At 33.2% G+C, this 22,850-nt stretch carries 27 protein-coding genes; 9 read left to right on the top strand and 18 right to left on the bottom strand.

Translation table 11 applies throughout. From position 1 onward, the window contains the following. Nucleotides 1-190 precede the first annotated feature (190 nt). Nucleotides 191-562 (bottom strand): DUF1818 family protein, encoded by a 372-nt coding sequence (locus SOI86_RS05095; protein WP_320680787.1) that lies wholly within the window; start codon nucleotides 560-562, stop codon nucleotides 191-193. A gap of 2 nt (nucleotides 563-564) precedes the next feature. Then, on the bottom strand, nucleotides 565-801 hold the full coding sequence (locus SOI86_RS05100) for a DNA-directed RNA polymerase subunit omega (protein ID WP_320680788.1): 237 nt from the start codon (nucleotides 799-801) through the stop codon (nucleotides 565-567). Between the two features lie 100 nt (nucleotides 802-901). Between SOI86_RS05100 and SOI86_RS05105 the strand changes: the two genes are divergently transcribed. Beyond that, nucleotides 902-2,470 (top strand): Hsp70 family protein, encoded by a 1,569-nt coding sequence (locus SOI86_RS05105; protein WP_320680789.1) that lies wholly within the window; start codon nucleotides 902-904, stop codon nucleotides 2,468-2,470. 7 nt (nucleotides 2,471-2,477) lie between these two features. Here the strand turns inward: SOI86_RS05105 and pyrR are convergent, their stop codons facing one another. Continuing rightward, nucleotides 2,478-3,014, bottom strand: coding sequence for a bifunctional pyr operon transcriptional regulator/uracil phosphoribosyltransferase PyrR (gene pyrR / locus SOI86_RS05110; RefSeq protein ID WP_320680790.1), 537 nt, complete (start codon nucleotides 3,012-3,014; stop codon nucleotides 2,478-2,480). Between the two features lie 138 nt (nucleotides 3,015-3,152). On the opposite strand from pyrR, the gene gpmI reads away from it, so the two are divergent. Beyond that, nucleotides 3,153-4,775 (top strand): 2,3-bisphosphoglycerate-independent phosphoglycerate mutase, encoded by a 1,623-nt coding sequence (gpmI, locus tag SOI86_RS05115; protein WP_320680791.1) that lies wholly within the window; start codon nucleotides 3,153-3,155, stop codon nucleotides 4,773-4,775. Between the two features lie 24 nt (nucleotides 4,776-4,799). Then, entirely contained in the window at nucleotides 4,800-5,027 is a 228-nt protein-coding gene (gene secG / locus SOI86_RS05120; protein ID WP_320680792.1) for a preprotein translocase subunit SecG, read from the top strand. Nucleotides 5,028-5,098: 71 nt separating this feature from the next. Here the strand turns inward: secG and groL are convergent, their stop codons facing one another. Both groL and groES read right to left on the bottom strand, forming a co-directional pair. Continuing rightward, nucleotides 5,099-6,736: a chaperonin GroEL gene (groL, locus tag SOI86_RS05125; RefSeq protein ID WP_320680793.1), complete on the bottom strand. Its 1,638-nt coding sequence runs from the start codon at nucleotides 6,734-6,736 to the stop codon at nucleotides 5,099-5,101. Nucleotides 6,737-6,787: 51 nt separating this feature from the next. Further along, the gene (gene groES, locus SOI86_RS05130) at nucleotides 6,788-7,099 is read right to left on the bottom strand and encodes a co-chaperone GroES (RefSeq protein WP_032527362.1); all 312 of its coding nucleotides are present in this window, start codon (nucleotides 7,097-7,099) and stop codon (nucleotides 6,788-6,790) included. 218 nt (nucleotides 7,100-7,317) lie between these two features. Here groES and atpD point away from each other — a divergent pair, with 218 nt between their 5' ends. Next, complete coding sequence (atpD, locus tag SOI86_RS05135; RefSeq protein ID WP_320680794.1) at nucleotides 7,318-8,778, top strand: F0F1 ATP synthase subunit beta; 1,461 nt, start codon at nucleotides 7,318-7,320, stop codon at nucleotides 8,776-8,778. A gap of 44 nt (nucleotides 8,779-8,822) precedes the next feature. Continuing rightward, nucleotides 8,823-9,227 carry an ATP synthase F1 subunit epsilon gene (gene atpC / locus SOI86_RS05140; RefSeq protein WP_320680795.1) on the top strand — a complete coding sequence of 135 codons (405 nt, stop codon included), beginning with the start codon at nucleotides 8,823-8,825 and terminating at the stop codon, nucleotides 9,225-9,227. A gap of 5 nt (nucleotides 9,228-9,232) precedes the next feature. On the opposite strand, the gene SOI86_RS05145 is transcribed toward atpC, so the two are convergent. From SOI86_RS05145 to SOI86_RS05155, 3 genes are all read right to left on the bottom strand, one after another. Further along, the gene (locus SOI86_RS05145; protein ID WP_320680796.1) at nucleotides 9,233-9,709 is read right to left on the bottom strand and encodes a 30S ribosomal protein PSRP-3; all 477 of its coding nucleotides are present in this window, start codon (nucleotides 9,707-9,709) and stop codon (nucleotides 9,233-9,235) included. Between the two features lie 106 nt (nucleotides 9,710-9,815). After that, nucleotides 9,816-9,974, bottom strand: a complete 159-nt coding sequence (locus SOI86_RS05150; RefSeq protein WP_320680797.1) for a hypothetical protein — start codon at nucleotides 9,972-9,974, stop codon at nucleotides 9,816-9,818. Between the two features lie 54 nt (nucleotides 9,975-10,028). Beyond that, on the bottom strand, nucleotides 10,029-11,354 hold the full coding sequence (locus tag SOI86_RS05155; RefSeq protein WP_320680798.1) for an aminopeptidase P N-terminal domain-containing protein: 1,326 nt from the start codon (nucleotides 11,352-11,354) through the stop codon (nucleotides 10,029-10,031). A gap of 74 nt (nucleotides 11,355-11,428) precedes the next feature. Here SOI86_RS05155 and SOI86_RS05160 point away from each other — a divergent pair, with 74 nt between their 5' ends. Genes SOI86_RS05160 through SOI86_RS05175 form a run of 4 tightly spaced genes read left to right on the top strand, consistent with a single transcriptional unit; the run spans nucleotide 11,429 to nucleotide 15,932 of the window. Then, nucleotides 11,429-12,406, top strand: coding sequence for a CNNM domain-containing protein (locus SOI86_RS05160; RefSeq protein ID WP_320680799.1), 978 nt, complete (start codon nucleotides 11,429-11,431; stop codon nucleotides 12,404-12,406). Nucleotides 12,407-12,409: 3 nt separating this feature from the next. Beyond that, nucleotides 12,410-13,651, top strand: a complete 1,242-nt coding sequence (locus SOI86_RS05165) for a GTP-binding protein (protein ID WP_320680800.1) — start codon at nucleotides 12,410-12,412, stop codon at nucleotides 13,649-13,651. Between the two features lie 8 nt (nucleotides 13,652-13,659). Next, nucleotides 13,660-14,238, top strand: coding sequence for a nicotinate-nucleotide adenylyltransferase (locus SOI86_RS05170; RefSeq protein WP_320680801.1), 579 nt, complete (start codon nucleotides 13,660-13,662; stop codon nucleotides 14,236-14,238). Then, a complete protein-coding gene (locus SOI86_RS05175; RefSeq protein ID WP_320680802.1) occupies nucleotides 14,235-15,932 on the top strand; it encodes an NAD+ synthase in 1,698 nt (565 codons plus the stop codon). The genes SOI86_RS05170 and SOI86_RS05175 overlap by 4 nt, the downstream gene beginning before the upstream one ends. A gap of 36 nt (nucleotides 15,933-15,968) precedes the next feature. On the opposite strand, the gene SOI86_RS05180 is transcribed toward SOI86_RS05175, so the two are convergent. The 10 genes from SOI86_RS05180 to atpB form a co-directional block, all read right to left on the bottom strand. Beyond that, nucleotides 15,969-17,039 (bottom strand): DUF3326 domain-containing protein, encoded by a 1,071-nt coding sequence (locus tag SOI86_RS05180; RefSeq protein ID WP_320680803.1) that lies wholly within the window; start codon nucleotides 17,037-17,039, stop codon nucleotides 15,969-15,971. 27 nt (nucleotides 17,040-17,066) lie between these two features. Then, nucleotides 17,067-17,258 carry a hypothetical protein gene (locus tag SOI86_RS05185; RefSeq protein WP_320680804.1) on the bottom strand — a complete coding sequence of 64 codons (192 nt, stop codon included), beginning with the start codon at nucleotides 17,256-17,258 and terminating at the stop codon, nucleotides 17,067-17,069. After that, nucleotides 17,255-17,581 (bottom strand): 2Fe-2S iron-sulfur cluster-binding protein, encoded by a 327-nt coding sequence (locus SOI86_RS05190; RefSeq protein WP_011819064.1) that lies wholly within the window; start codon nucleotides 17,579-17,581, stop codon nucleotides 17,255-17,257. The genes SOI86_RS05185 and SOI86_RS05190 overlap by 4 nt, the downstream gene beginning before the upstream one ends. Before the next feature lie 16 nt (nucleotides 17,582-17,597). After that, nucleotides 17,598-18,548 carry a F0F1 ATP synthase subunit gamma gene (locus SOI86_RS05195; RefSeq protein WP_320680805.1) on the bottom strand — a complete coding sequence of 317 codons (951 nt, stop codon included), beginning with the start codon at nucleotides 18,546-18,548 and terminating at the stop codon, nucleotides 17,598-17,600. 19 nt (nucleotides 18,549-18,567) lie between these two features. Continuing rightward, entirely contained in the window at nucleotides 18,568-20,085 is a 1,518-nt protein-coding gene (gene atpA, locus SOI86_RS05200) for a F0F1 ATP synthase subunit alpha (protein WP_011819066.1), read from the bottom strand. A 30-nt stretch (nucleotides 20,086-20,115) separates the two neighbouring features. Continuing rightward, on the bottom strand, nucleotides 20,116-20,658 hold the full coding sequence (gene atpH / locus SOI86_RS05205; protein ID WP_320680806.1) for an ATP synthase F1 subunit delta: 543 nt from the start codon (nucleotides 20,656-20,658) through the stop codon (nucleotides 20,116-20,118). Next, on the bottom strand, nucleotides 20,658-21,170 hold the full coding sequence (locus SOI86_RS05210) for a F0F1 ATP synthase subunit B (RefSeq protein ID WP_320680807.1): 513 nt from the start codon (nucleotides 21,168-21,170) through the stop codon (nucleotides 20,658-20,660). The genes atpH and SOI86_RS05210 overlap by 1 nt, the downstream gene beginning before the upstream one ends. Then, nucleotides 21,167-21,628, bottom strand: a complete 462-nt coding sequence (locus tag SOI86_RS05215) for a F0F1 ATP synthase subunit B' (RefSeq protein ID WP_209131799.1) — start codon at nucleotides 21,626-21,628, stop codon at nucleotides 21,167-21,169. Before SOI86_RS05215 ends, SOI86_RS05210 begins: the two co-directional genes overlap by 4 nt. Nucleotides 21,629-21,696: 68 nt before the next feature. Beyond that, entirely contained in the window at nucleotides 21,697-21,942 is a 246-nt protein-coding gene (gene atpE / locus SOI86_RS05220) for an ATP synthase F0 subunit C (RefSeq protein ID WP_002805169.1), read from the bottom strand. Between the two features lie 166 nt (nucleotides 21,943-22,108). Further along, entirely contained in the window at nucleotides 22,109-22,834 is a 726-nt protein-coding gene (atpB, locus tag SOI86_RS05225) for a F0F1 ATP synthase subunit A (protein WP_011863567.1), read from the bottom strand. Nucleotides 22,835-22,850: the final 16 nt, after the last annotated feature.

Here is a 22,850-nt window from a genome sequence, read left to right on the forward strand (position 1 = left end):
AGAGGGAAATCATAGAAATTGAATTTAAAAAATTAAATCTTACTAAAATATAAAGAATTATAAAAAATCATAAGTTTTCCACATGCTATAGGTATTCAGATATTTCTCTAAAAATAGCTGTGGAAAAGTTGTGAAAAATTTTTTTGAACTCGGGGAAATATTTTTCAAAATTTCCGATTTTATTTATCTTTTAATCCATTGATTCCCACATTCTTTTTATTTCATTAAATAAAGTTTGTGCTATTTGTATCGGCCAATACATTTCGAAAGATCTAGTTTGATCTTGACTTTCAAAAACTAACCTCAAACTCCATTCATTCTTTTTACCTTCTAACTCAATATACCAAGGCAGTTTTTCTAATTCTAAAGTAATAGCCTCTTCATCCATTAATTCATTTTGAATACCTAATAGTTGTTCATTAATTCTTAAAAGCAAGAGATAAAGTGAATGAAATTCGCTTTTTTGTAACTCAATTGACCAATTATCAACCCCAATCAAAAAACAAAACTTACCTTTTTTAAAATCTTTATGTAATCTCCATCTTTTTTTATCTTCTAACAAAATTAACCAGGGAGTAAATCTGGTTGGTCTTGTTCATCACTCAGTTCAATAATAGACCTTTGAACAGGTTTAATAGTTGACTCCTCTAATAGTCCATCAAAATCATCAAAACGCCTTTGTTTAGCTCTAAAAGCAATTCTAACAGTAGTTAAGTATCTATTAGTTGATTTTCTTATTAAACTCTCACCTCTTTTGGCAAGATCATTAGAGTCAATACCGCCATTATTTGATACGTTCATTAAAAAATTTTTATTACTATAAAATATATTTTACAGTTTATTGGACCGATTCAAAACATAAATTACAAAACAAACTTAATTGATTCATAAAAAATTTCTTATGGAAAAAAATTTATCTGGAACGCTTGCTATTGATTTGGGGAATACTAATACTGTAGTAGCTTTTCAAGATCAAAAAGATATAAATTCTGTTTTAGTTGAGATACCAAATATTACATCATCTCCAGGAGTTATCCCTACAGCAGTTTGGTTTGAGGAACCTTCAAAAATCCTGAAGATTGGTATTGGTGCTTTAAAGATGAAAGATAACTCTAATTCCGATTTGTTTTTTCATTCAAATTTTAAAAGATTAATTGGAAATCCTAATGAAAAAATAAACCAAAAAAATATTTTAAGCCCCACTGAATGTGGCGAGAAATTTTTCAAACTTTTGTGGGCAAAAATTCCACAAAAATATGCAATTAAAAGACTTGTTTTAACTGCTCCAATTGATACATACAAAGGTTATAGAGAATGGTTAGTTAACCTTTGCGGTGAAATATCTGTAGATGAAGTAGCACTAGTTGATGAGCCTACTGCGGCAAGTTTAGGGATTAATGTACCATTTGGCTCAAAAATAATGACATTAGATATTGGAGGAAGCACAATCGATATGAATATAGTCAGAATAGAAGGTGGAGAAGGGAAATCTGGTCCAATAGCTGAACTATTAAAATTCAAAGGAAATGATGTCAGCTCAATTTCAAAACAAAAAATAAGGTGTGCCGAAATAATCAGTAAAACAGGCTCAAAAATTGGAGGTAAGGATATTGATCAATGGATCGTTGATTATTTTATTCCAGATAATAAATATGCAATTAATCTTTTAAAGGCAGAAGAAATAAAATGTAAACTCAGCTCATCTTCAATCAAATATGAAACTAAGTATGCAACAAAATTATTAACTGAAGGATATCAAGAAAAAGAATTTTACCTGAGTAAAGAAATATTTGAGAAAATTATTATTGAGAATAATCTCCTCAATCATCTTAACTCCTTACTAAAAGATTTATTAAATGAAGCAAGGGGCAAATTTTGCACCGTAGATGACTTAAATTTTATTATTTTGGTTGGAGGGGGGACTCAAATACCATTAATTAAAGAATGGCTAACAAAAAAGATTCCAAAAATTCCAATAAAGTCCCCACCTCCTATTGAATCAATAGCTTTAGGAGCTCTGGCAATGACTCCAGGCGTAAAAATTAAAGACATCTTAAATAAAGGATTATCAATAAGATTATTAAATAAAAGAGAACAAAAACACTTTTGGCATCCTATTTTTTGTAAAGGCCAAACATGGCCAACTGAAACTCCATATAAACTGATCCTTCAGGCTAGTAAAAGTAATCAGAAAATATTCGAAATAATTATTGGTGAAACAAAAAAAGAAAGAGAATATGATGTGATTTTTGAAAATGGATTACCAAAATTATCAGAGTTTCAAAGTGAAGAAAAAATTATAAATTGGGGTAAAAAACCACTAAGAATCGAGATAAAGAACAAGCCTAATATTGGAGAAGACAACTTAAAACTTTTCTTCAAAATCACTAAAAAAGCTGACTTACTTGTTACGTGTTTCGATATTAAAGATGAATTTTTAGGAGAATATAATTTAGGAAATATCTTCTGAAATAATGCTACTCAAGAAAAACTCCTTCTTCATTATCAATATTATTTAGTCGTACGCTAATACTTTCATCTTTACTAGTTGGAACTTTTTTACCGCAAAAATCGGGTTGAATAGGTAATTCTCTATGACCTCTATCTACCATTACTAACAACATCACTCTTTGAGGTCTGCCCCAAGAATATAATGCATCGATTGCAGCTCTAATTGTTCTCCCTGTGTAAATTACATCATCTATTAAGAGAATTTCTTGTTTCTCAATAGGAGTAGGAATATCAGTTGCTTTGATTAGGCGCGTTCCAACTCTATTTTGATCATCTCTATAAAAAGTTGGATCAATTATTCCTTTTCTTATTTTTAAACCTGTTTTGCAGAGTAATTCTTTTTCTAAAACTTCGGCCAGATCAATTCCTCTAGTAGGAATCCCAATTAAAACAAGATTCTCAAGGTTTTTTACTTTTTCAATAATTTGGGAAGTTAAACGTGCAATGGTTTTTCTAAACTCTAATTCAGTAAGTATTACGATTCTTTTTGTTTTATTGGACATGATTTATCAAAAAATAAAATTTGTTCAATATTTTCATAAATTAGCAAAAGCTAACTATATTGAATATAGATTGTTAAAGAGTAGCTTTTAAAGCTAGATTTAGAGTTGGATCACTTAAACAATTAATTTGATCTAAATATGTCAAAAATTAGCAGCAAAAATATAAATAAATTAAGTGTTCCTCAGAGCCCTGTAGTTCTTGCAATACTAGATGGATGGGGCTACCGAGAAGAGATATCACACAATGCTATAAAAAGTGCCAATACACCAATCATAGATTCATTGTGGCATGCATATCCTCACACTCTAATAAGCGCTAGTGGATCTAGTGTAGGCCTCCCGGATGGTCAAATGGGTAATTCAGAGGTGGGACATCTTACCATTGGTTCGGGAAGAATAATCCAACAAGAACTTGTAAGGATTTCAAATATTGTAAAAAATAATCAGTTAGGTCTAGTTCATGAGTTAAAGGAGATGGCTGATTCATTAAAGAGAAATAATTCTACTTTGCACATCATGGGATTATGTTCTGATGGAGGAGTACATAGTCATATTGATCATTTATTGGGTTTAATAAAATGGGCATCCGATAATGGCATAAAAAAACTAGCAATTCATATTATTACTGATGGCAGAGATACTCCTGCAAAAAGTGCATCTAAATATCTTAATCAAATAGAGTCATGCATAAAAAAATTCAACACTGGTGAGATTGCCTCCATATGCGGAAGATACTGGATAATGGATAGAAATCTTTTATGGGACAGAACAGAAAAATCATATTCTAATTTGACTGATCCAGATATTGAAGTAACAAATATTTCTCCTCAGGATTACATAAAAAAAAGTTATGACAAAAATATAACCGATGAGTTTATAGAGCCCATTCGAATTTCGGAAAACTATCTTAAAGATGGGGATAGTTTAATTTGCTTTAACTTCCGTCCAGACAGAGCAAGGCAAATAATCAAATCACTTTCAGAGAAAGAATTCTCAGATTTTGAAAGAAAAATTTTTCCAAATCTTGATTTAATTACTTTTACTCAATATGACTCAAACTTTTCCGTTAAAGTTGCATTTCCTCCGGAATCTCTCAATAATTTTATCGGCCAAATAGTTTCAGAAAATGGCCTCAAACAATACAGAACAGCAGAAACAGAAAAATATCCTCACGTAACATATTTTTTTAATGGAGGAGTAGAAATTCCTTTACCTGGAGAAGATAGAAATTTAATTCCCTCTCCAAGAGTAGCAACTTATGATATGGAACCCAAAATGTCTGCGGAAGAACTAACTATTAGTTGTTCTAAAGCAATTAAAAGTGGAAACTATGCTTTTGTTGTAATCAATTTTGCTAATCCTGATATGGTGGGTCATACTGGCAATATGAATGCAACAATTAAAGCTATAGAAACAGTAGATAAATGTATAGGTCAAATAGTTAATGCTACTGGCGAAATGGGTGGGAGTATTCTTATAACAGCCGATCATGGTAACGCAGAGGTAATGCAAGGTCCTTCAGGAGAACCATGGACAGCACACACTATAAATAAAGTTCCATTAATTTTTATTGAGGGTGAAAAAAGAAAAATCCCGAATATGGGTAATGAGATTTATTTAAGGGATAATGCTGGATTAGCAGATATTGCACCAACTCTATTACAATTGTTAAATCTTCCAATACCAAAAGAAATGACAGGAAAATCTCTAATTAAAGAAATCGAGTTAAAAGGTTATAATAAAGTAGTACAGCACGTATAAAGTTTATAAAAAGCCTTTTAAACAATGATTAATCTTTTAAGTTGGATATGGGTATTTTCTGGAATTCTTCTGATACTTTTAGTTTTACTTCATAGTCCTAAAGGTGATGGAATGGGAGGAATAGCAACTAGTGGAAGCTCAATGTTCAATAGCGCAAGTAGTGCAGAAGCATCTCTCAATAAAATAACTTGGACCTTTTTAATTATATTTTTGGCTCTCGCAATTATTCTTAGCGCTGGCTGGATTTCATAAAATTTGAATAAAAAAAAGGGATTATAAAAAATAATCCCCTAAATTTAATAAATTAATTAACTAATCAATATTTAGTAATCAAAGTCACCACCCATACCTGGAGCACCCGCTGGAGCAGATGAATCTTTTTTCTCAGGTAAATCAGCAACTATACATTCAGTGGTGAGAACCATTCCTGCTATTGAAGCTGCATTTTGCAGACCTGAACGAGTAACTTTTGCAGGGTCAACTATACCAGCGGAGGACATATCAACATATTCTCCAGTGGCAGCGTTAAATCCATCATTGAATGGTTTAGATTTTACATTCTCTGCAATCACAGCACCATTAGACCCTGCATTTTCTGCAATTCTCATAAGAGGTGCAGTCAGTGAAGCTTCGACAATGTTAGCTCCAATTAATTCCTCTCCTTCTAAATTTTTATCAGCCCAATCTTTTAGGATTGGAGATAAGTGAGCAAGAGTTGTTCCTCCGCCAGGTACAATTCCTTCTTCTACAGCAGCTTTTGTAGCGTTAATAGCATCCTCAAGACGAAGTTTTTTATCCTTCATCTCAGTCTCAGTAGCAGCTCCAACCTTAATAACTGCTACTCCTCCAGCTAATTTAGCTAAACGTTCCTGAAGCTTTTCTTTATCGTATGAGGAATCTGTTTCATCCATTTGCTTCTTAATTTGATCGCATCTAGCATTTACTGCTTTCTCATTGCCCTCAGCAACTATAGTTGTAGTTTCTTTGTTGATAGTTATTCTTCTACCAGTTCCAAGCATATCTAAGGTGGCATTCTCTAATTTCAAGCCTGCATCCTCAGTAATCAGTTGACCATTGGTTAGAACAGCCATATCTTCAAGCATGGCTTTTCTTCTATCACCAAATCCGGGCGCTTTTACTGCCGCCACATTTAACACACCTCTTAGTCTATTAACGACAAGCGTAGCTAAAGCCTCTTTTTCTATATCTTCTGCAATGATGACTAGAGGTTTACCAGTTTTAGCAATTTGTTCCAACACAGGAACTAAATCTTGTACTAAAGCAATTTTTTTATCAGTCAACAGAATATACGGTTCATCTAAAACAGCCTCCATTCTTTCTGTATCTGTTGCAAAGTAAGGTGAAATGTAGCCTTTATCAAAACGCATACCCTCAGTAACTTCTAATTCAGTAGTCATTGATTTTCCCTCTTCTAGAGAAATGACACCTTCTTTCCCAACTTTATCCATTGCATTGGCAATCATTTGCCCAACCTCTTCGTCATTTCCAGCGGCAATGGTTCCGCATTGAGCAATAGCATTACTATCACTGATTGGCTTGGAATTCTCCTGAATTTTATCAACTAAAAATTCAGTAGCTTTATCGATTCCTTTTTTCAAGGTAATCGCATTAGCTCCTGCAGCAACATTTCTCAACCCTGCTTTGACCATAGCGTGCGCTAAAACAGTAGCTGTTGTAGTGCCATCTCCAGCTGCATCATTAGTTTTTGATGCGGCTTGTCGAATTAATGCAACACCAGTATTTTCGATGTGGTCCTCTAATTCGATCTCTTTAGCGATTGTGACACCATCATTAATAATTTGTGGAGCACCAAATTTTTTCTCTAAGACAACATTTCTTCCTTTTGGTCCAAGCGTTACAGCAACAGACTCAGCAAGGATATCGATTCCTTTCTCGAGCGCTCTACGAGCTTGCTCATTGTAGATAATTCTTTTAGCCATATTTAGGCAGCAATTTAGTAATAAGTTTTAATAATTTTTGAAACAAATATTTTAGCCAACTACAGCTAAAATATCTTTTTCTGAGAGCAAGACATATTCATCTCCCCCCAATTTAATGTCTGTTCCAGCATATTTGCTGTACAAGACTTTGTCTCCAATACTCACCTCTGGAGTTTGTCGAGAACCATCGTCATTAAGTTTCCCAGGTCCTACCTGAGCAACTTCTCCAACCTGTGGTTTTTCTTTAGCTGTATCAGGCAAAAGGATGCCCCCAGCGGTTTTTTCCTCAGATGCGGAAACTTTAATAAATATTCTATCTCCCAGTGGTTTTACTGTAGAGACTGTAAGTGAAACAGCTGCCATAGATTAATGGAGGATTATGATTGAGACGCTTTGCGTCGTAAAAATGGAAAGAAGTATTCTCTATCCGTATCATCAACAACATAATCTGCAAAGCGGCAATTAAACCATACTTGAACTGTGCGGGTGGCCGAACCCATTTAACGAATCTACCCATGAGATGGTAGTATTTTCGGATTATGCGCTGTTAAAAATCAGCTAATCATCACCAATTAATAAAAATGGTAGCAACTCCATCAACTTCTTCACAAACTAAAGGCGTAGTTCGTCAGGTAATTGGCCCAGTTCTGGATGTAGAATTTCCAGCCGGAAAATTGCCTAAAATATTAAATGCTTTACGAATTGAAGCAAAAAATCCTGCTGGACAAGAAATAGCGCTCACTGCAGAGGTTCAACAACTGCTTGGTGATCATAGAGTCAGAGCGGTGGCAATGAGTGGTACAGACGGTCTTGTGAGAGGTATGGAGGCAATTGATACAGGAGCACCAATATCTGTACCTGTAGGAGAAGCTACTTTAGGAAGAATATTTAATGTTTTAGGAGAACCAGTAGACGAACAAGGTCCAGTAAAAACGAAAGATACAGCCCCAATTCATAGAGCTGCCCCAAAATTAACTGACCTAGAAACCAAGCCAAAAGTTTTTGAAACCGGAATAAAAGTTATCGACCTTTTAGCTCCTTATAGACAAGGTGGAAAAGTCGGACTATTTGGAGGAGCTGGTGTTGGAAAGACAGTTCTCATTCAAGAGTTAATTAACAACATTGCGAAAGAACATGGCGGTGTTTCTGTTTTTGGAGGTGTAGGAGAAAGAACCAGAGAAGGAAATGATTTATATGAAGAATTTAAAGAATCAGGCGTTATCAATGCAGATGATTTAACTCAATCAAAAGTTGCCTTATGCTTTGGTCAGATGAATGAGCCACCTGGCGCAAGAATGAGAGTAGGTTTATCGGCACTTACAATGGCTGAACATTTTAGAGATGTAAATAAACAAGACGTTCTACTTTTTGTTGATAACATTTTTAGATTTGTTCAAGCCGGCTCTGAAGTATCAGCTTTACTTGGAAGAATGCCTTCAGCTGTTGGATACCAACCAACTCTTGGAACTGATGTTGGTGAATTACAAGAAAGAATTACATCTACTTTAGAGGGTTCAATAACCTCCATTCAGGCTGTTTATGTACCTGCAGATGACCTGACTGATCCTGCTCCAGCAACAACATTTGCCCATTTAGATGCTACTACTGTGCTTGCAAGGGCTCTTGCAGCTAAGGGAATTTATCCAGCGGTTGACCCATTAGACTCAACAAGCACAATGCTTCAACCATCCGTTGTTGGAGATGAACATTACAAAACTGCTAGAGCTGTTCAATCAACTTTGCAAAGATACAAAGAGCTGCAAGACATTATTGCGATTCTTGGCTTAGATGAACTTTCTGAGGAAGATAGATTAACGGTCGATAGGGCTAGAAAAATTGAAAAATTCCTTTCACAGCCTTTCTTTGTAGCAGAAATATTTACAGGAATGTCTGGTAAATATGTAAAATTAGAGGATACCATAGCTGGTTTCAACATGATTTTGTCAGGTGAATTAGATGATTTACCTGAACAGGCATTTTACTTAGTTGGTAACATCGACGAAGTTAAAGCAAAGGCTGAAAAAATAAAGTCAGAAAAATAAATATACTAATTTATTAATACTAAACTCTAAATAATTTTAAATTAATGGCAATCTCTCTTAAAGTTTTAGCTCCTAATAAAAATGTTTATCAAGGTGAAGCTGAAGAAGTAATCCTTCCTAGCACTACTGGTCAACTAGGTGTATTGCCTGGACATATTTCTTTAGTTACGGCTATTGATATAGGTGTTTTAAGGCTCAGAATGAATTCTCAGTGGAAATCAATAGCTCTAATGGGGGGCTTCGCTGAAATAGAATCAAATGAAGTAATAGTTTTAGTAAATAATGCAGAAATTGGATCTGAAATTAATGTTCAAAATGCTGAACAAGATCTTAAAGAAGCAAAATTAGCAATTAGTAAATTCTCTGAAAATGAAAAAAATCCAGAGAAGATCAAAGCCCTGAAAGAGATTTCGAAGGCCGAGGCTAGGATTCAAGCGGCAAAGAACTAATCTTTTTAAGCAGTTCCACAAAAAGTTACTTCTGGAAACTTTAACTTGGCTTCTTCTAATTTTTTGGTTTTACCCTCTTCTTGCCAATAATTTATTACTTCTGTAGCTTTATTCAATATTTCAACCCTTTCATTATCTGTAATCCAACCTTTATTCTCTAATTCACTTTTTAATTTCTCCCAAGCATCATCTCTTGGCCAAAAATAATAAGCAGTAAGAGGGCTTGGGCCTCCCCCTACTATTTGATCAACAGCCAAAGCAACATTATCAGGTAACCATAACACTTTAATAATAAATCTCCCTTCGTCAGGTTTGGGGGTATAACCAGTTGGGACTCCATCTTCATCAATCGTTGCAGCTGCTAATACAGCTGAAGCTCCCATCATTCCTGAATTATGAGAAGCACTTTTAGAGTTTGGGGAATTACTGCTTTTTTCATTCTTTTCTGTTGAATTTTGATTTAACTTATCTGATGAGGTCATTCACTTATTTATATACATTAAATAATTTATCAGTTGATGGTCGCATTTTGATTGATTTATTCAAAATTTCTTGATTTTAGTTGTTGATGCTTCCTAAACAGATTATTTATCTATCATGAGCTACTTGATAAAAATCATAAATTGTATCTTCCAATGAATCCCAAAGATCTTTAGGTATATCGTTTTCTTCTGCAAACATTCCAAGCTGACTAGCCAAGCTTCTTGCTTTAGCAAGTTTCGAATCATATGAATCTGATTTATCCATTTTTGATCTTTAAACTTTATAAAAAATAAATCTATTAACTAGATAAGTCAAATTTTAAAATTCTAAATCAGAAATTTCTTTAAGAGCAGCAACACTTAAAACTTCTGGGTTTGTGTCTTTGACAAGAACATCATCTTCAATTCTTATCCCAATGCCTTTCCATTTCTCATCAATTTTAGGTTGTCCCTCAGGTACTGGGATCCTGTCACTTATATAAATACCAGGTTCTACGGTAAGAATCATTCCATTCTGTAATGGGACTTCATAGTCTCCCATTCTGTATGCTCCAACATCATGAACATCTAAGCCGAGCCAATGTCCAGTTCTATGCATGTAAAGATGTTTATATGATTCATTATCAATTATCTCCTCAGTAACTCCCGACAATAAACCAATTTCTTTTAATCCTTCTACTAAAACTGTTAAGGCTACATTATGAACAGTACTAGAATTTGATCCAGTTACTGCACTTTTAATTGCAGTTTTCTGAGCACTTAACACAATTTCATAGATAACTTTTTGCTCTGCAGAAAATTTTCCGCTTATTGGAATAGTTCGTGTTATGTCTCCATTGTAATAATCAGTTAATGAGCAGCCAGCATCTACCAACAATAAATCTCCTTTATTCAAGGGCGAATTATTAGAAGTGTAATGCAAAATACATGCATTATCTCCTGAAGCAACAATAGAGTTATAAGCAGGTCCTCTGGCCCCTTTTTCCAAAAAGAATCCCTCTAAAAGACCCTGAATTTGTCTTTCATTTTTCTTAGATGAAATAGATTCTCTTACAAGCTCATGAGCTTCTGCTGAAATTTGTATAGCCTCTCTCATTCTCTTAATTTCAAATTCGCTTTTAATTAGCCTCATCTCATTTAAATAAATTTCTGGAGATTTTATGGAATTTGCCCCAATCCCCAATCTTGAGCGATTTTCAAGTTGTTGAGAAAATATCTCCAGTACTATTTTCTCAATTAATGGATGCTTACCAATAGAAAAAACAATTTCATCAGAACCATTTATATATCCAGGTAATAAATCTTTTAATTCATTTATTGAGTGAGCCTTATCAGCCTTAAACTCTTTTTCAGCACCCTCTAACCCCCATCTAAAGCCATGCCACACTTCACTAATAACATCTTTAGGAGAAACAAACAAAATAAATCTTTCTCCCTTTGGCTTATGCGATAAGAAAAGAGCTATGGCGTCTGGCTCATCAAAACCAGTTAAATACCAAAAATTACTATCTTGTCTAAAAGGATATTCACAATCAGCATGATGCTTTACAAGGTTAGCACCAGGGATGATAGCAGATTTTCCACCTAATTTATCTAGGAAAATTTCTCTTCTTTCTTCAAAAACTTTATTATTAGGTTTAAACATAAATTGTCTATTGGCGTGTTTTAAAAAAAAATGGAAGAATGAATTAAAACAGATTTAGTACCTAATCTATTTTAATGGAACCAAGTGTTTACGGTTTAACTTTACTTATAATTATTATCTTAATTGGGTCAGCATGTTGTTCGGGAGTAGAAGCAGCTTTTTTAGCTGTAAATTCAATTAGGATTATAGAAATAGCCTCAAGACAAAAGCCAAAAAGTTCTGCAAATCAACTCCTTAAACTTAGGAAACATCTTGGAAGGACATTAACTGTAATTACTATTACTAATAATGGATTTAACATAATTGGAAGTCTAATTTTAGGTGTATACGGAGCTTTAGTAATTAATAGTAGTTATGGCTTAACCCTGTTTTCAATCGTTTTTTATCTATTAGTTGTTTTAGTTGGAGAAGTACTACCCAAAGCTCTTGGCACAAGATTTTCAGTACAAATAGCACTAATATCCGTTCCAATACTGAGGATATTAAATACTTTAATGAAGCCATTCTTGATATTAATAGAGCAGATATTTCCAGTTATTACTGCAGAAAATGAAATCTCAACTGATGAAGAAGAAATTAGACAAATGGCAAAAATTGGGAGTCAGAAAGGTTTGATAGAAGCTGATGAGGCAGCAATGATTTTCAAGGTTTTTCAATTAAATGATTTAAAAGCTAAAGATTTAATGATCCCCAGAGTATCAGTACCTTGTCTTGATGGGTCATCAAATCTAGATGAAATTTCAACACTTATAATGTCAGATAACTCCCCATGGTGGGTTATTTTGGGAGATAAAGTCGACAAAATACAAGGGGTAGTTCAGCGTGAAATTATGTTAGCGGAATTAATTAATGGGGAAAATAAAAAATTATTATCAGAAATTTGCGAACCTGTGGACTACATTCCCGAAATGATTAAAGCAGATCAATTATTAACAAGATTTGACAAGAATCATAAAGGAGTGAAAGTAGTAGTAGATGAATTTGGAGGATTCGTGGGAATTATTGGTGCAGAAGCTGTTTTATCTGTATTAGCTGGTTGGTGGAAAAAGTAAATTATGAAACAATTGAAAATTAATAAAAATTATTTACTTTTAAAAAATTGGTGGGAGACTATTGATCTTACTAACTATGAAAAAAGTTTTTTTAATAGAGAAATAATTTCTTTTAATCAGCAACTTTTTAGACTCAAAGAAAAAAAAATAAGAATTTGCGCATATGGTAAATCAGGAGTAGGTAAATCTTCTGTTTTAAACTCTTTATTAAAAAAAGATGTATTCAAAACAGACATTATAAACGGGTCTACAAGAGAAATTCAAGCAGAAGAGTGGGCACTTAAAGATCAACTTCTCAATAGTATAGAGTTGCTAGATTCGCCAGGATTTGATTTCTGCGATGTTAAATTCCCAGATAAAATTTACTCTTGTATAAATCATTCAGATCTTATTTTATTTATAGTTTCGGGAGATATTAATAGAAACGAATTAAGCGAAATCAGCTCCCTAATTAAAGATGGAAAAAAAATTATTGTAATTGTAAATAAAATCGATCTTTTAAAAAAAAATGAATTAAAAGAAATAATAGAAAATATAAAGTTTAAACTTCCAAAAGATTTAAATATTCCAATACTTATTAATCATGAAAACAATCTTAAAAATTACATAACAAAAATAATAAATCAACATGGAGAGACATTATTAACACTAAATTCACTTCAATTGGCTGACAAATTGTTTCTGCAGATAAAAGGACAAAGATTAAAAAAAAGGCAGAAATTAGCTCAGTCAACTATTGGTAAATTTTCGACCATAAAGGCTTCAGCGGTAGCTCTTAATCCTTTCATTTTCTTTGATGTTGCTGGTAGTTTTGCACTAGATACTGCATTAATCAGCGAATTAAGTAAGATTTATGGCTTAAATTTGAAGAGTGAATCTACAAGAAAAATATTCAAAAGTATATCTATTAATAATTTATTTTTGGGAGTCACTCAAGTTGGTATTAATACATCTTTCAACCTTATCAGGAAAGTGATTTTATTAACAGCACCTTTCACTAGCGGGCTATCATTATTACCTTATGGACCTATTGCAATTATTCAAGCTGCAATTGCAATCCATTCTACAAAAATCCTTGGGAAACTAGCTGCTAAAGAGATATACATAAGAAGCAAAGTTTCTTATATAGAACCTTCTATTTTGATCCAAAAAATAACTTTTAAAGAACCAGAAATTTTTAACCATATCAATATTTATTTATCAAATAGGAATTTAAATAATAATCTTATGAGTTTTTTGCCCTAAAACATAAAATGGAAAAAAAAGTTGCTTTATTTGGTACTAGTGCAGATCCACCTACCATTGGTCATAAAAAAATACTTGAAGAATTATCCAAAATTTATGCTTTTACAATTAGTTATGTAAGCAACAATCCCAACAAAAAGCACAAAGAGAATATTGCAATTCGTGGGCATCTCTTAAAAACTTTGGTTGACGATTTAGATAATTCTAAAATTTTATTTAATCAAAAAGTTAGTAGTCAATGGGCAATAGAGTCAATAAGGAATTGCAAAAGAATATATGAATTTAATAATCTAGATTTTGTTATAGGGAGTGATTTAATTAAAGATATTTTCTGTTGGAAAGATTTTGATAAAATTATTAAGGAAGTAAGTTTTTTTGTAATTATAAGAGAGGGATATCCTGTTGAATCAAGTACTCTAAAAATGTTAGAAGATTATAAAGTAAAATTTAAGATTTCAACCATAAAAGTCCCAAACATTTCAAGTTCTAAGTTCAGATTAAATTTTAATTATTCTAATTTACCAACATCATTAATAGATATTGTTAAGAAGAATAATTTATATGTTTCCACTAAATTAGTTGAATGAAGTTTTTACTTGCTCAAATTAATCCAGTTGTTGGAGATTTAGAAGGCAATGCGCAAAATATACTTAATATTGCTTCTAAGGCTTCCTCAATTTCTGCTGATTTTGTTCTGACTCCAGAATTGTCATTATGGGGATATCCAGCTAATGACTTACTTCTAAAAAAGAATTTAATTCAAAATCAATATCAAATACTTGACCAATTAGCCTTAGATATCAAGAAAAAATATGGAAACTTTGCTATTACAGTTGGGATAGCAGAGATAATAAATGATTCTTTTTTTCCAAATCTTTATAATTCTATTGCATTGATTGAGGGAGGGGAATGGAAAATAATTGCACGTAAAATTATTCTTCCCACTTATGAAGTATTTGATGAAAAAAGATATTTCAGATCAGAACAAAAAGTTTCAGTATTGATAAAAAAAATAAAAAATAAAACTTTGCGAATTGGTTTTACTATATGCGAGGATTTATGGGTTAACAAAGATATAGAAGGAAGAGGAATTCATAAAAAAAATCCCATTATTGATTTAAAGCAAAGAAATGTTGATATTTTAGTAAATTTATCTGCCTCACCATATACCTTCAAAAAGTTAGAGCTTAGATCTAAAGTTTCAAGTTTTGCGGCTAAATATCTGCAAGTACCCCTAATTTATGTTAACCAAGTTGGTGCAAATGATAACTTAATTTTTGATGGGAATAGTTTTATTCTTAATAAAAATGGATCTAAAATTAGGCAATTAAAATCTTTTTCAGAAGACTTTTTCAGTTGGGAAATTGAGCAAACAAAACCTGAAAAAAGTAAATTAGAGAACTCAGAAATGTCATCAATTTTTGGTGCATTAGTTCTTGGAGTCAGAGATTATGCAAAAAAATGCGGATTTAAAACGGCTTTAATTGGATTAAGTGGTGGCATTGACTCAGCATTAGTCTCAGCAATTGCGACGGCTGCTCTTGGGTGTAATAACATTTATTGCGTATCAATGCCGTCTAAATGGAGCTCTTCTCATTCAAAAAGTGATGCAAAAGATCTAGCGAGCAGATTAAATATAAATTTCAATACCATCCCAATTACAAACCTTATGACCTCTTTCGAAGAATCTTTTATAAAAAGCATAGATTTCGAGATGGCTGAAATAACAAATCAAAATATTCAATCAAGAATCAGAGGAACGCTTCTGATGGCTTTAGCAAATCAAGAAAAGCATTTATTACTTTCAACAGGTAATAAATCAGAACTAGCTGTTGGATATTGCACACTTTATGGTGATATGAATGGAGGATTATCTGTAATTGGGGATTTATATAAAACTAATGTTTTTAAATTATGCAATTGGCTTGATAGTAAAGATTCAATTGATTATAGAAAATCATATATGTTAGATACTAATGTCAATCTAATTGGAGAAAACATACGTACAAAAGCTCCAAGTGCCGAATTAGGTCCTAATCAATTAGATACTGATTCTCTCCCACCTTATTCCATTTTAGATAATATTCTTAAAGGAATTATTGAAGAGAAAAAAGGTTTAAAACAACTTGAAGAAGATGGTTATAAGAAAGAATTAATTTTAAAAATAATCTCACTTATAAAAAAAGCGGAATTCAAAAGAAAGCAGGCGCCGCCAATTTTAAAACTAAGCAGTCAATCATTGGGAAGTGACTGGAGAGTGCCTATAGCAATATCTTATTAATTACTAGATTAGCAATTTCTTTATAGCAACCTAAACCTACTCCATATTATTTATCTGATAAGAACATTCTTGGATTTTTTTTAATGGCCGTTTAATTGACTTAAGGTTGATACCTTTTTTGATAGCAATAATTATGCCTGCAGCTTCTAAATAATTATCCACTTCAAAAAGATTGGGATATTCATAAAACTCATTTGTCACTTTTAATGTATTTTGATTTTTTACAGAGATAATATTTAAACCTTTTTCAATCCCTGCTAGTACTGCTTCTCCACCTAGTGCCCCATTAGGAACAACAATAGATTCAATCTGATCTGGGTGTAGTGAGATTAATTCATTTTCAGCAGGCAATTCAACAATGTTAGGCGCATTGCTTAAACCAATCAATACTGATGGTAAAAAGGTGTATCCTATCTCTTCTGCAGCTGCACGAGGATCTAAATTTTCATTCAACTCAATTGGATTTAAAGCTGGTGCATGAGCACAGGGAACTTTTAAGAATTTGCTTATTAAATGACTTATAACTGCTTCGACTCCAGAAATAGGATCAACCCCTTTTCCCTCTCGATAAATATTTGTTTCTGAAGAATCTGAATCATCTGGAAACTTTGCCACAATTGCTATTGCCGTGACTCCTTTCTCTAATAAACATTTGCCAGCATCAATTAAAGTATCAGGATTTTCAATTATGCCTCCACTCATTTTTGAAGAATCAGAATCAATAACTATGTTTAATGGCTTTTTTGTTACCACATAAGAATGAACATTAATCCCTAAAGTAGAAACACATGCATCAGCAACTTGTAAATGTCTTACTAATATTTCACTTTCAATGGCTGAATCAAAAATTATCCCAATTTTCTGCTGCTTTACCTTTTTTAAAGCAATTTCTCCTTTAGCAAGTCGGTCTAAACTATAGCCCTCAACATAAAAAATATTTTTATCTTTTTCAGAAAGAGTACCACCATTCATAACATTTGGATGCGTAATTAAACATCCACTTGCCGATGCTAATAATTTAGCAGTAGGAAGTGCATCCCCAGCAAAGCCTCCTACTTCACAACCAATACCAGTTGGAACAATGAATACTGTTGGTGAAATTTCCATTAATAAAATTTTTTCAATTTATATTCTTTAATTAGCCAAGACAGCTTTAATTTTAAGTTTTTTTGTTCCAAAGGAGTCAATAGAATCTTGAATATCAACAATTGACCACCGAATTACATCACCTTTTTTCTCTAAATTTGCAATGATAAATTTTCTTAAATTTTTTAATTTTATTGACACTGGCCAATTTAAATAAAAATCAACTGAACTTAATTTCATTTTTGATATTTACCAAATTGATCATTATATAAATCATCTTCGACTTCTTTACCAATAACAATATTCAAATCTGACTTAGGATATGCCACACACAAAAGTGCAAAGCCCTTTTCCCTCAAATCATCATTTAATCCCATAGCATCTTCTTGATCTACAGATCCTTCTAATATCATAGATGCACAGTCTGTACAAACTCCTGAACAACAACTACTTGGTAAATCTATTCCATTCATTTTTGCCGCTGAAATAATATCTTGATCTTCAGAACATAAAAAACTAAAAGTCTTTTGCTCAAATTGAACTTTGATATTGTATTCAGGCATATCCTAAATCTTATTACTAAACTGCTGAACCTCCTACAACTTCTAATATTTCTTGAGTAATAGCTGCTTGTCTGGCTTTGTTATAGGTTAAATTCAAGGTGCTTGCTAATTCTTTAGCATTATCACTCGCATTATTCATAGCAGTCATCCTGCAAGCGAGTTCTGAAGCTGCAGACTCTTGAAGAGCTCTTAGTACCTGATTCTGTAAATATAATGGTAATAACGAATCTAATAGTTGATCAGGACTTTGTTCAAAAACAATATCTGATGGTAACTTCTCTGAATCACTTTTTTCAATATTTGATTTTTCAACAAGTAACTTACTATCTTTGGTAGTCAACCTAAAAATCTCATCGTTTTCCTCAGCAATTCCTTGAGGATCAAGTGGCAATAGTGTTTGAACGACAGGGGCGCAACTAACTAGAGTGATGAATTTCGTATAGATAATTTCTACCCTATCAGAATTCTCTGAAAGAAATTCAGCTAAAACCTCATTTGTAACTCCCTCAGAGTCCTTTACTGTGGGGACCTGTTCTAGTTCTTTAAATGTACTTTTAATGACATATCTATCTTTCCTATTTTGAAAATAACCAATAGCTTTCTTACCTACCAAAACCAAATTTGGTTGATAACCTTGTTTGACTAGTTCTGCATATCTTATTTCTACTTTTTTGATTATATTTGTGTTGTAACCACCGCATAAACCTCTATCTGCAGTTATGCAAACCAAAGTGATGGTATTAACCTCTCTCTTAGACAATAGTGGAGAATCTACAGCCTCAAATTGTACTCTAGATTGAATATTCTCTAAGACCCTAGCAAGTTTATCTGCGAAAGGCCTACTCTTAAGAACTTGATCTTGCGCTCTCCTTACTTTTGCAGCTGCAACAAGCCTCATAGCCTCCGTTATTTTTCTTGTATTTTTAACGGAAACGATTCGATCTCTAATCTCTTTAAGATTTGCCATGGTATCTCCTCAAATAAATTTAAACTGTGGCAAGCATTGATGATTTAACTTCGTTTATCACCTCTTTTAATGTTGCTTCTAATCCATCATTTAATTTCTTTTCTTTAAGTATCTCTTCTATAAATTCTGATTTATTTAACTTTAAATATTCCCTAAGTTCAGTAGCAAATTTAGTAACATCTTCAACAGGCACCTCATCAATAAGGCCTTTAACTCCTGCATATACAACTGCAACTTGTTCTGCAAGATTTAATGGAGAGAACTGAGGTTGCTTTAATAACTCTCGCAATCTTTTACCTCTTTCAAGTTGTTGCTGAGTTGCTTCATCAAGATCAGATGCAAATTGAGAAAAAGCAGCTAATTCATCAAACTGTGCGAGTTCTAACTTTAAAGTTCCAGCAATTTTTTTAATTGCCTTTGTCTGAGCTGCTCCTCCAACACGACTAACAGAAATACCAACATTAATAGCTGGTCTTAATCCTGAGTTAAATAAATCGGCACTCAAGAATATTTGTCCATCCGTAATTGAAATAACATTAGTTGGGATATAAGCAGAAACATCCCCTGCCTGAGTTTCAATAATTGGCAGAGCTGTCATAGAACCACCTCCCATAGCATCAGAAAGTTTTGCTGCTCTTTCTAGTAATCTACTGTGTAAGTAGAACACATCTCCTGGATAAGCCTCTCTTCCTGGTGGTCTTTTTAAAAGAAGAGACATTTGTCTATAAGCCTGAGCTTGTTTTGTTAAATCATCATAAATAACAAGTGTTGCTTTACCTTGGTACATAAAATGTTCAGCAATTGCTGCGCCCGTATAAGGTGCTAAGTACTGTAAAGCGGCCGGTTCGGAAGCTCCTGCACTAACAACAACTGTATAATCTAATGCTCCTCTCTCTCTTAAAACCTCTACGATATTTGCTACTGATGCTGACTTCTGACCAATAGCAACGTAAACACAAACTACATCTTGACCTTTTTGGTTGATTATTGTGTCAATAGCAATTGCAGATTTTCCAGTTTGTCTATCCCCAATAATTAATTCTCTTTGACCTCTTCCTACAGGAATCATTGCATCAATAGATGTGATACCTGTTTGCATTGGTTCATGTACTGATCTCCTCTTGATTATTCCAGGAGCCATTTCTTCGATTAATCTAGTATCACTTGTTGGTATTTCGCCCTTCCCATCTATTGGTTGTCCTAGAGGATTGACGACTCTACCCTGCATTGCCTCACCAACAGGAACAGATGCGATTTTACCAGTTGATTTAACGTTACTTCCTTCTTGAACACCAAGCGCCTCGCCCATCAAAACGGCTCCAACATTATCATCTTCAAGATTTAAAGCTATACCCTCAGTGCCATCCTCAAATTCCAATAACTCTCCAGCCATGACCTGATCTAAGCCATATATTCTTGCAATGCCATCTCCTATTTGTAGAACAGTTCCTACATTGCTAACACTTACAGATTGGTCATAATCAGTTATTTGTTGTTTTAAGATTGAACTGATTTCATCAGGGCGTATAGATACCATGGATTTAAGAATTTAAGGTTGATTTAAAAGTTACTTGGAAAGTGACAAACCAAGTTTTCTAATTTGTGAAGCGAGGGAAGCATCAATTACTTTTGATCCTACACTGGCAACGAAACCACCAATAAGAGATGGGTCGATTTTAGTTACAAGTTCTAATTTTTCAGTTCCAGCAATATTGATGATCTTTTTGGTAATTAAACCTTTCTGTTCATCAGTAAGCTCGACTGCAGAAGTAACAGTTGCTAAAGCAATATTACTATTTTCTCGGTAAATTTCTAAAAATCTATCAAGAATAGAAGTAAGAATTCCAATTCTTTGCCTATCGGCCAATAATTTCAGGAAATTAAGTAATGAGGAATTAACCTTATTAGAAAAAATTTCAATAATGATTTTCTTCTTAGCATCTGTCTCTAAAACTGGTGAGGATAGTGCCCTCTCCAATTCAGGGGAATCTTTTAATAATTCTAAAAGTTGTTTAACCTCAGAAACCATCTCTTCAGTTTGCGAATTTTCATTTACAACTTGAAGTAATGCCTCTGCATATGGTGTAGTAACTGAATTTAAAAGTGGCATTAGTTTACCTCAATATTGTTAATTGATTGAGTGACCAAATTTTCTTGTGTTGTTTTATCAAGTCGATTTGGGAGAGAATCTAAAGCTTTCTTAATTGCTAGTTCAACAGCTTCTTTTCGGAGTTGAGAAATTGCTCTTGAGGCTTCAGAGCTCTCATCAGAGATTGCACTTTGTTTAATTCGTGACATCTCTTCAATTGCTTTTTTCTCACTTTCCATTCTGATTGATTCAGATCTTTTAAGGGAATCTGCTTTTATTTGAGAAGCTTTTTCTTCCGCTGAAGATAAGTCTTTCTTTGCCTTCTCTAAAGCTTGAGTAGCATTTAAGAGTCGATCTTCAGCGTCTTTTAATTCAAGAAGGATTCCTTCTCTTCTTTTTTGAAGCATTTTACCTAGGAAACCAGGCAAAAATTTATAAAGGCCAAAAACAACTACAGCCCAATTAAGGATATTAGTTTCAAATAAGTTGAAATTCAATCCAAAACCTTCTGTAGCCAAAAGAGTTAAATTCATTTTTCTAGAATCAATCTATTAACAATAAGTTCGCTTAAATCATCAGCTTGTTTAGAAAGTTGATCACGAGCAGCAGATGTCTGACTTTCAATTTCTAGTCTTGCTTTTTCTTTTGAAGCATTTGCTTCATTGTTAGCAAGTTCTAGAGCCTCTTTATAAAGCTTGTCAGACTCATTTTCAGCTTCGCTTACAATTCTTTGAGCTTCTGAACGAGCACTTTGAAGCTGAGTTAATAAATCAGCTTCTAATTTTTTAACCTCTGAAAGTTTATTTTTGGCCTCAATAATGTTATTACTTACAAACTTTTCTCTTTTTTCAACAACGTTGCCAACTGGCTTAAAAAAGAGAGAATTTAATATGTAAGTAAGAGCAACTACTTGTATCGCCATTAGAGGCAAAGTGGCATTTATATCAAATAATCCACCTTCTGTAGCACCAAAGAAATTAAAGGCCAACATATGATTCGGTTGAAATTAAAAAATTAAATTTAAATATTGCTAATAAGGAATAGAAGCAATATTAACTTTTAGGAAAAAGGATTAGCAAAAAGTAGTACTAAAGCCACAACTAATCCATAGATTGTTAATGACTCCATGAAAGCGAATGATAAAAGAAGAGTTCCTCTGATTTTACCTTCAGCTTCTGGTTGACGGGCAATACCCTCAACAGCACCTTGAGCTGCGTTACCTTGTCCAAGACCTGGGCCTATAGCACCTAGGCCAACTGCTAAACCAGCTGCTACAACTGATGCAGCGGAAGTAATCGAATCCATAATTTTGAAATAAAGAGCTTAATAGCTTGTGATAAATCTTTTTTGTCATACACGCCTGGACATTCATTAATTTAAGAATGGGCCTGATATTTTCAGACCTACGCGATTAGATATTTTGCCAGATTACAGACTCTTTGTAAAAGCGTCTGAATGTATTAGAAGACAGCTAATGATGTTCTTCAACAGCTTCTCCAATGTAATAGGCAGCTAGAGTTGCAAAAATCAATGCCTGAATTGCACTAGTAAACAATCCTAGAAACATAACTGGTATTGGTAGAATTAGTGGCACTAAAAATACTAAGACACCAACAACAAGTTCATCAGCCAAAATATTTCCAAAAAGCCTAAAAGAAAGTGATAAAGGTTTAGTAAAGTCCTCTAAAATTTTAAAAGGAAGCATAATCGGAGTCGGGTGAACATAGTATTCGAAGTATCTCCAACCCTTATTGCTTAAACCCGCATAGAAATAAGAAAGTGAAACCAATAAAGCCAAGGCTATTGTTGTATTGATATCTGCAGTAGGTGCTCCCAACTCACCACTTGGTAACTTAATCAATCTCCAAGGAATTAAAGCTCCTCCCCAATTACTAACAAAGACGAATAAAAATAAAGTACCTATAAAAGGCATCCAATCTCTATAAACTTTTTCACCTATTTGAGTCCTAGCAAGATCTCTTATATAGTCCCAAAGAAATTCAAGCAAGTTTTGAAGGCCTTTAGGATCATTTTCCATTTTCTTAGTTCCTAAAGAAATAAAAACTAATAACGCTCCTAATAAAATCCAAGATGTCAAAAATACCTGGCCATGAAGTCTGATATTTCCAATTTGCCAATAAAGATGTTGACCAACTTCTAATGCTGCAAAATTTGTTAGCAAGGAATTAAAGAACATTTGATTTGAATAAAAG

The organism is Prochlorococcus sp. MIT 1314 (assembly GCF_034093315.1).
In the GTDB taxonomy this organism is placed as follows: Bacteria; Cyanobacteriota; Cyanobacteriia; order PCC-6307; family Cyanobiaceae; genus Prochlorococcus_A; species Prochlorococcus_A marinus_Y.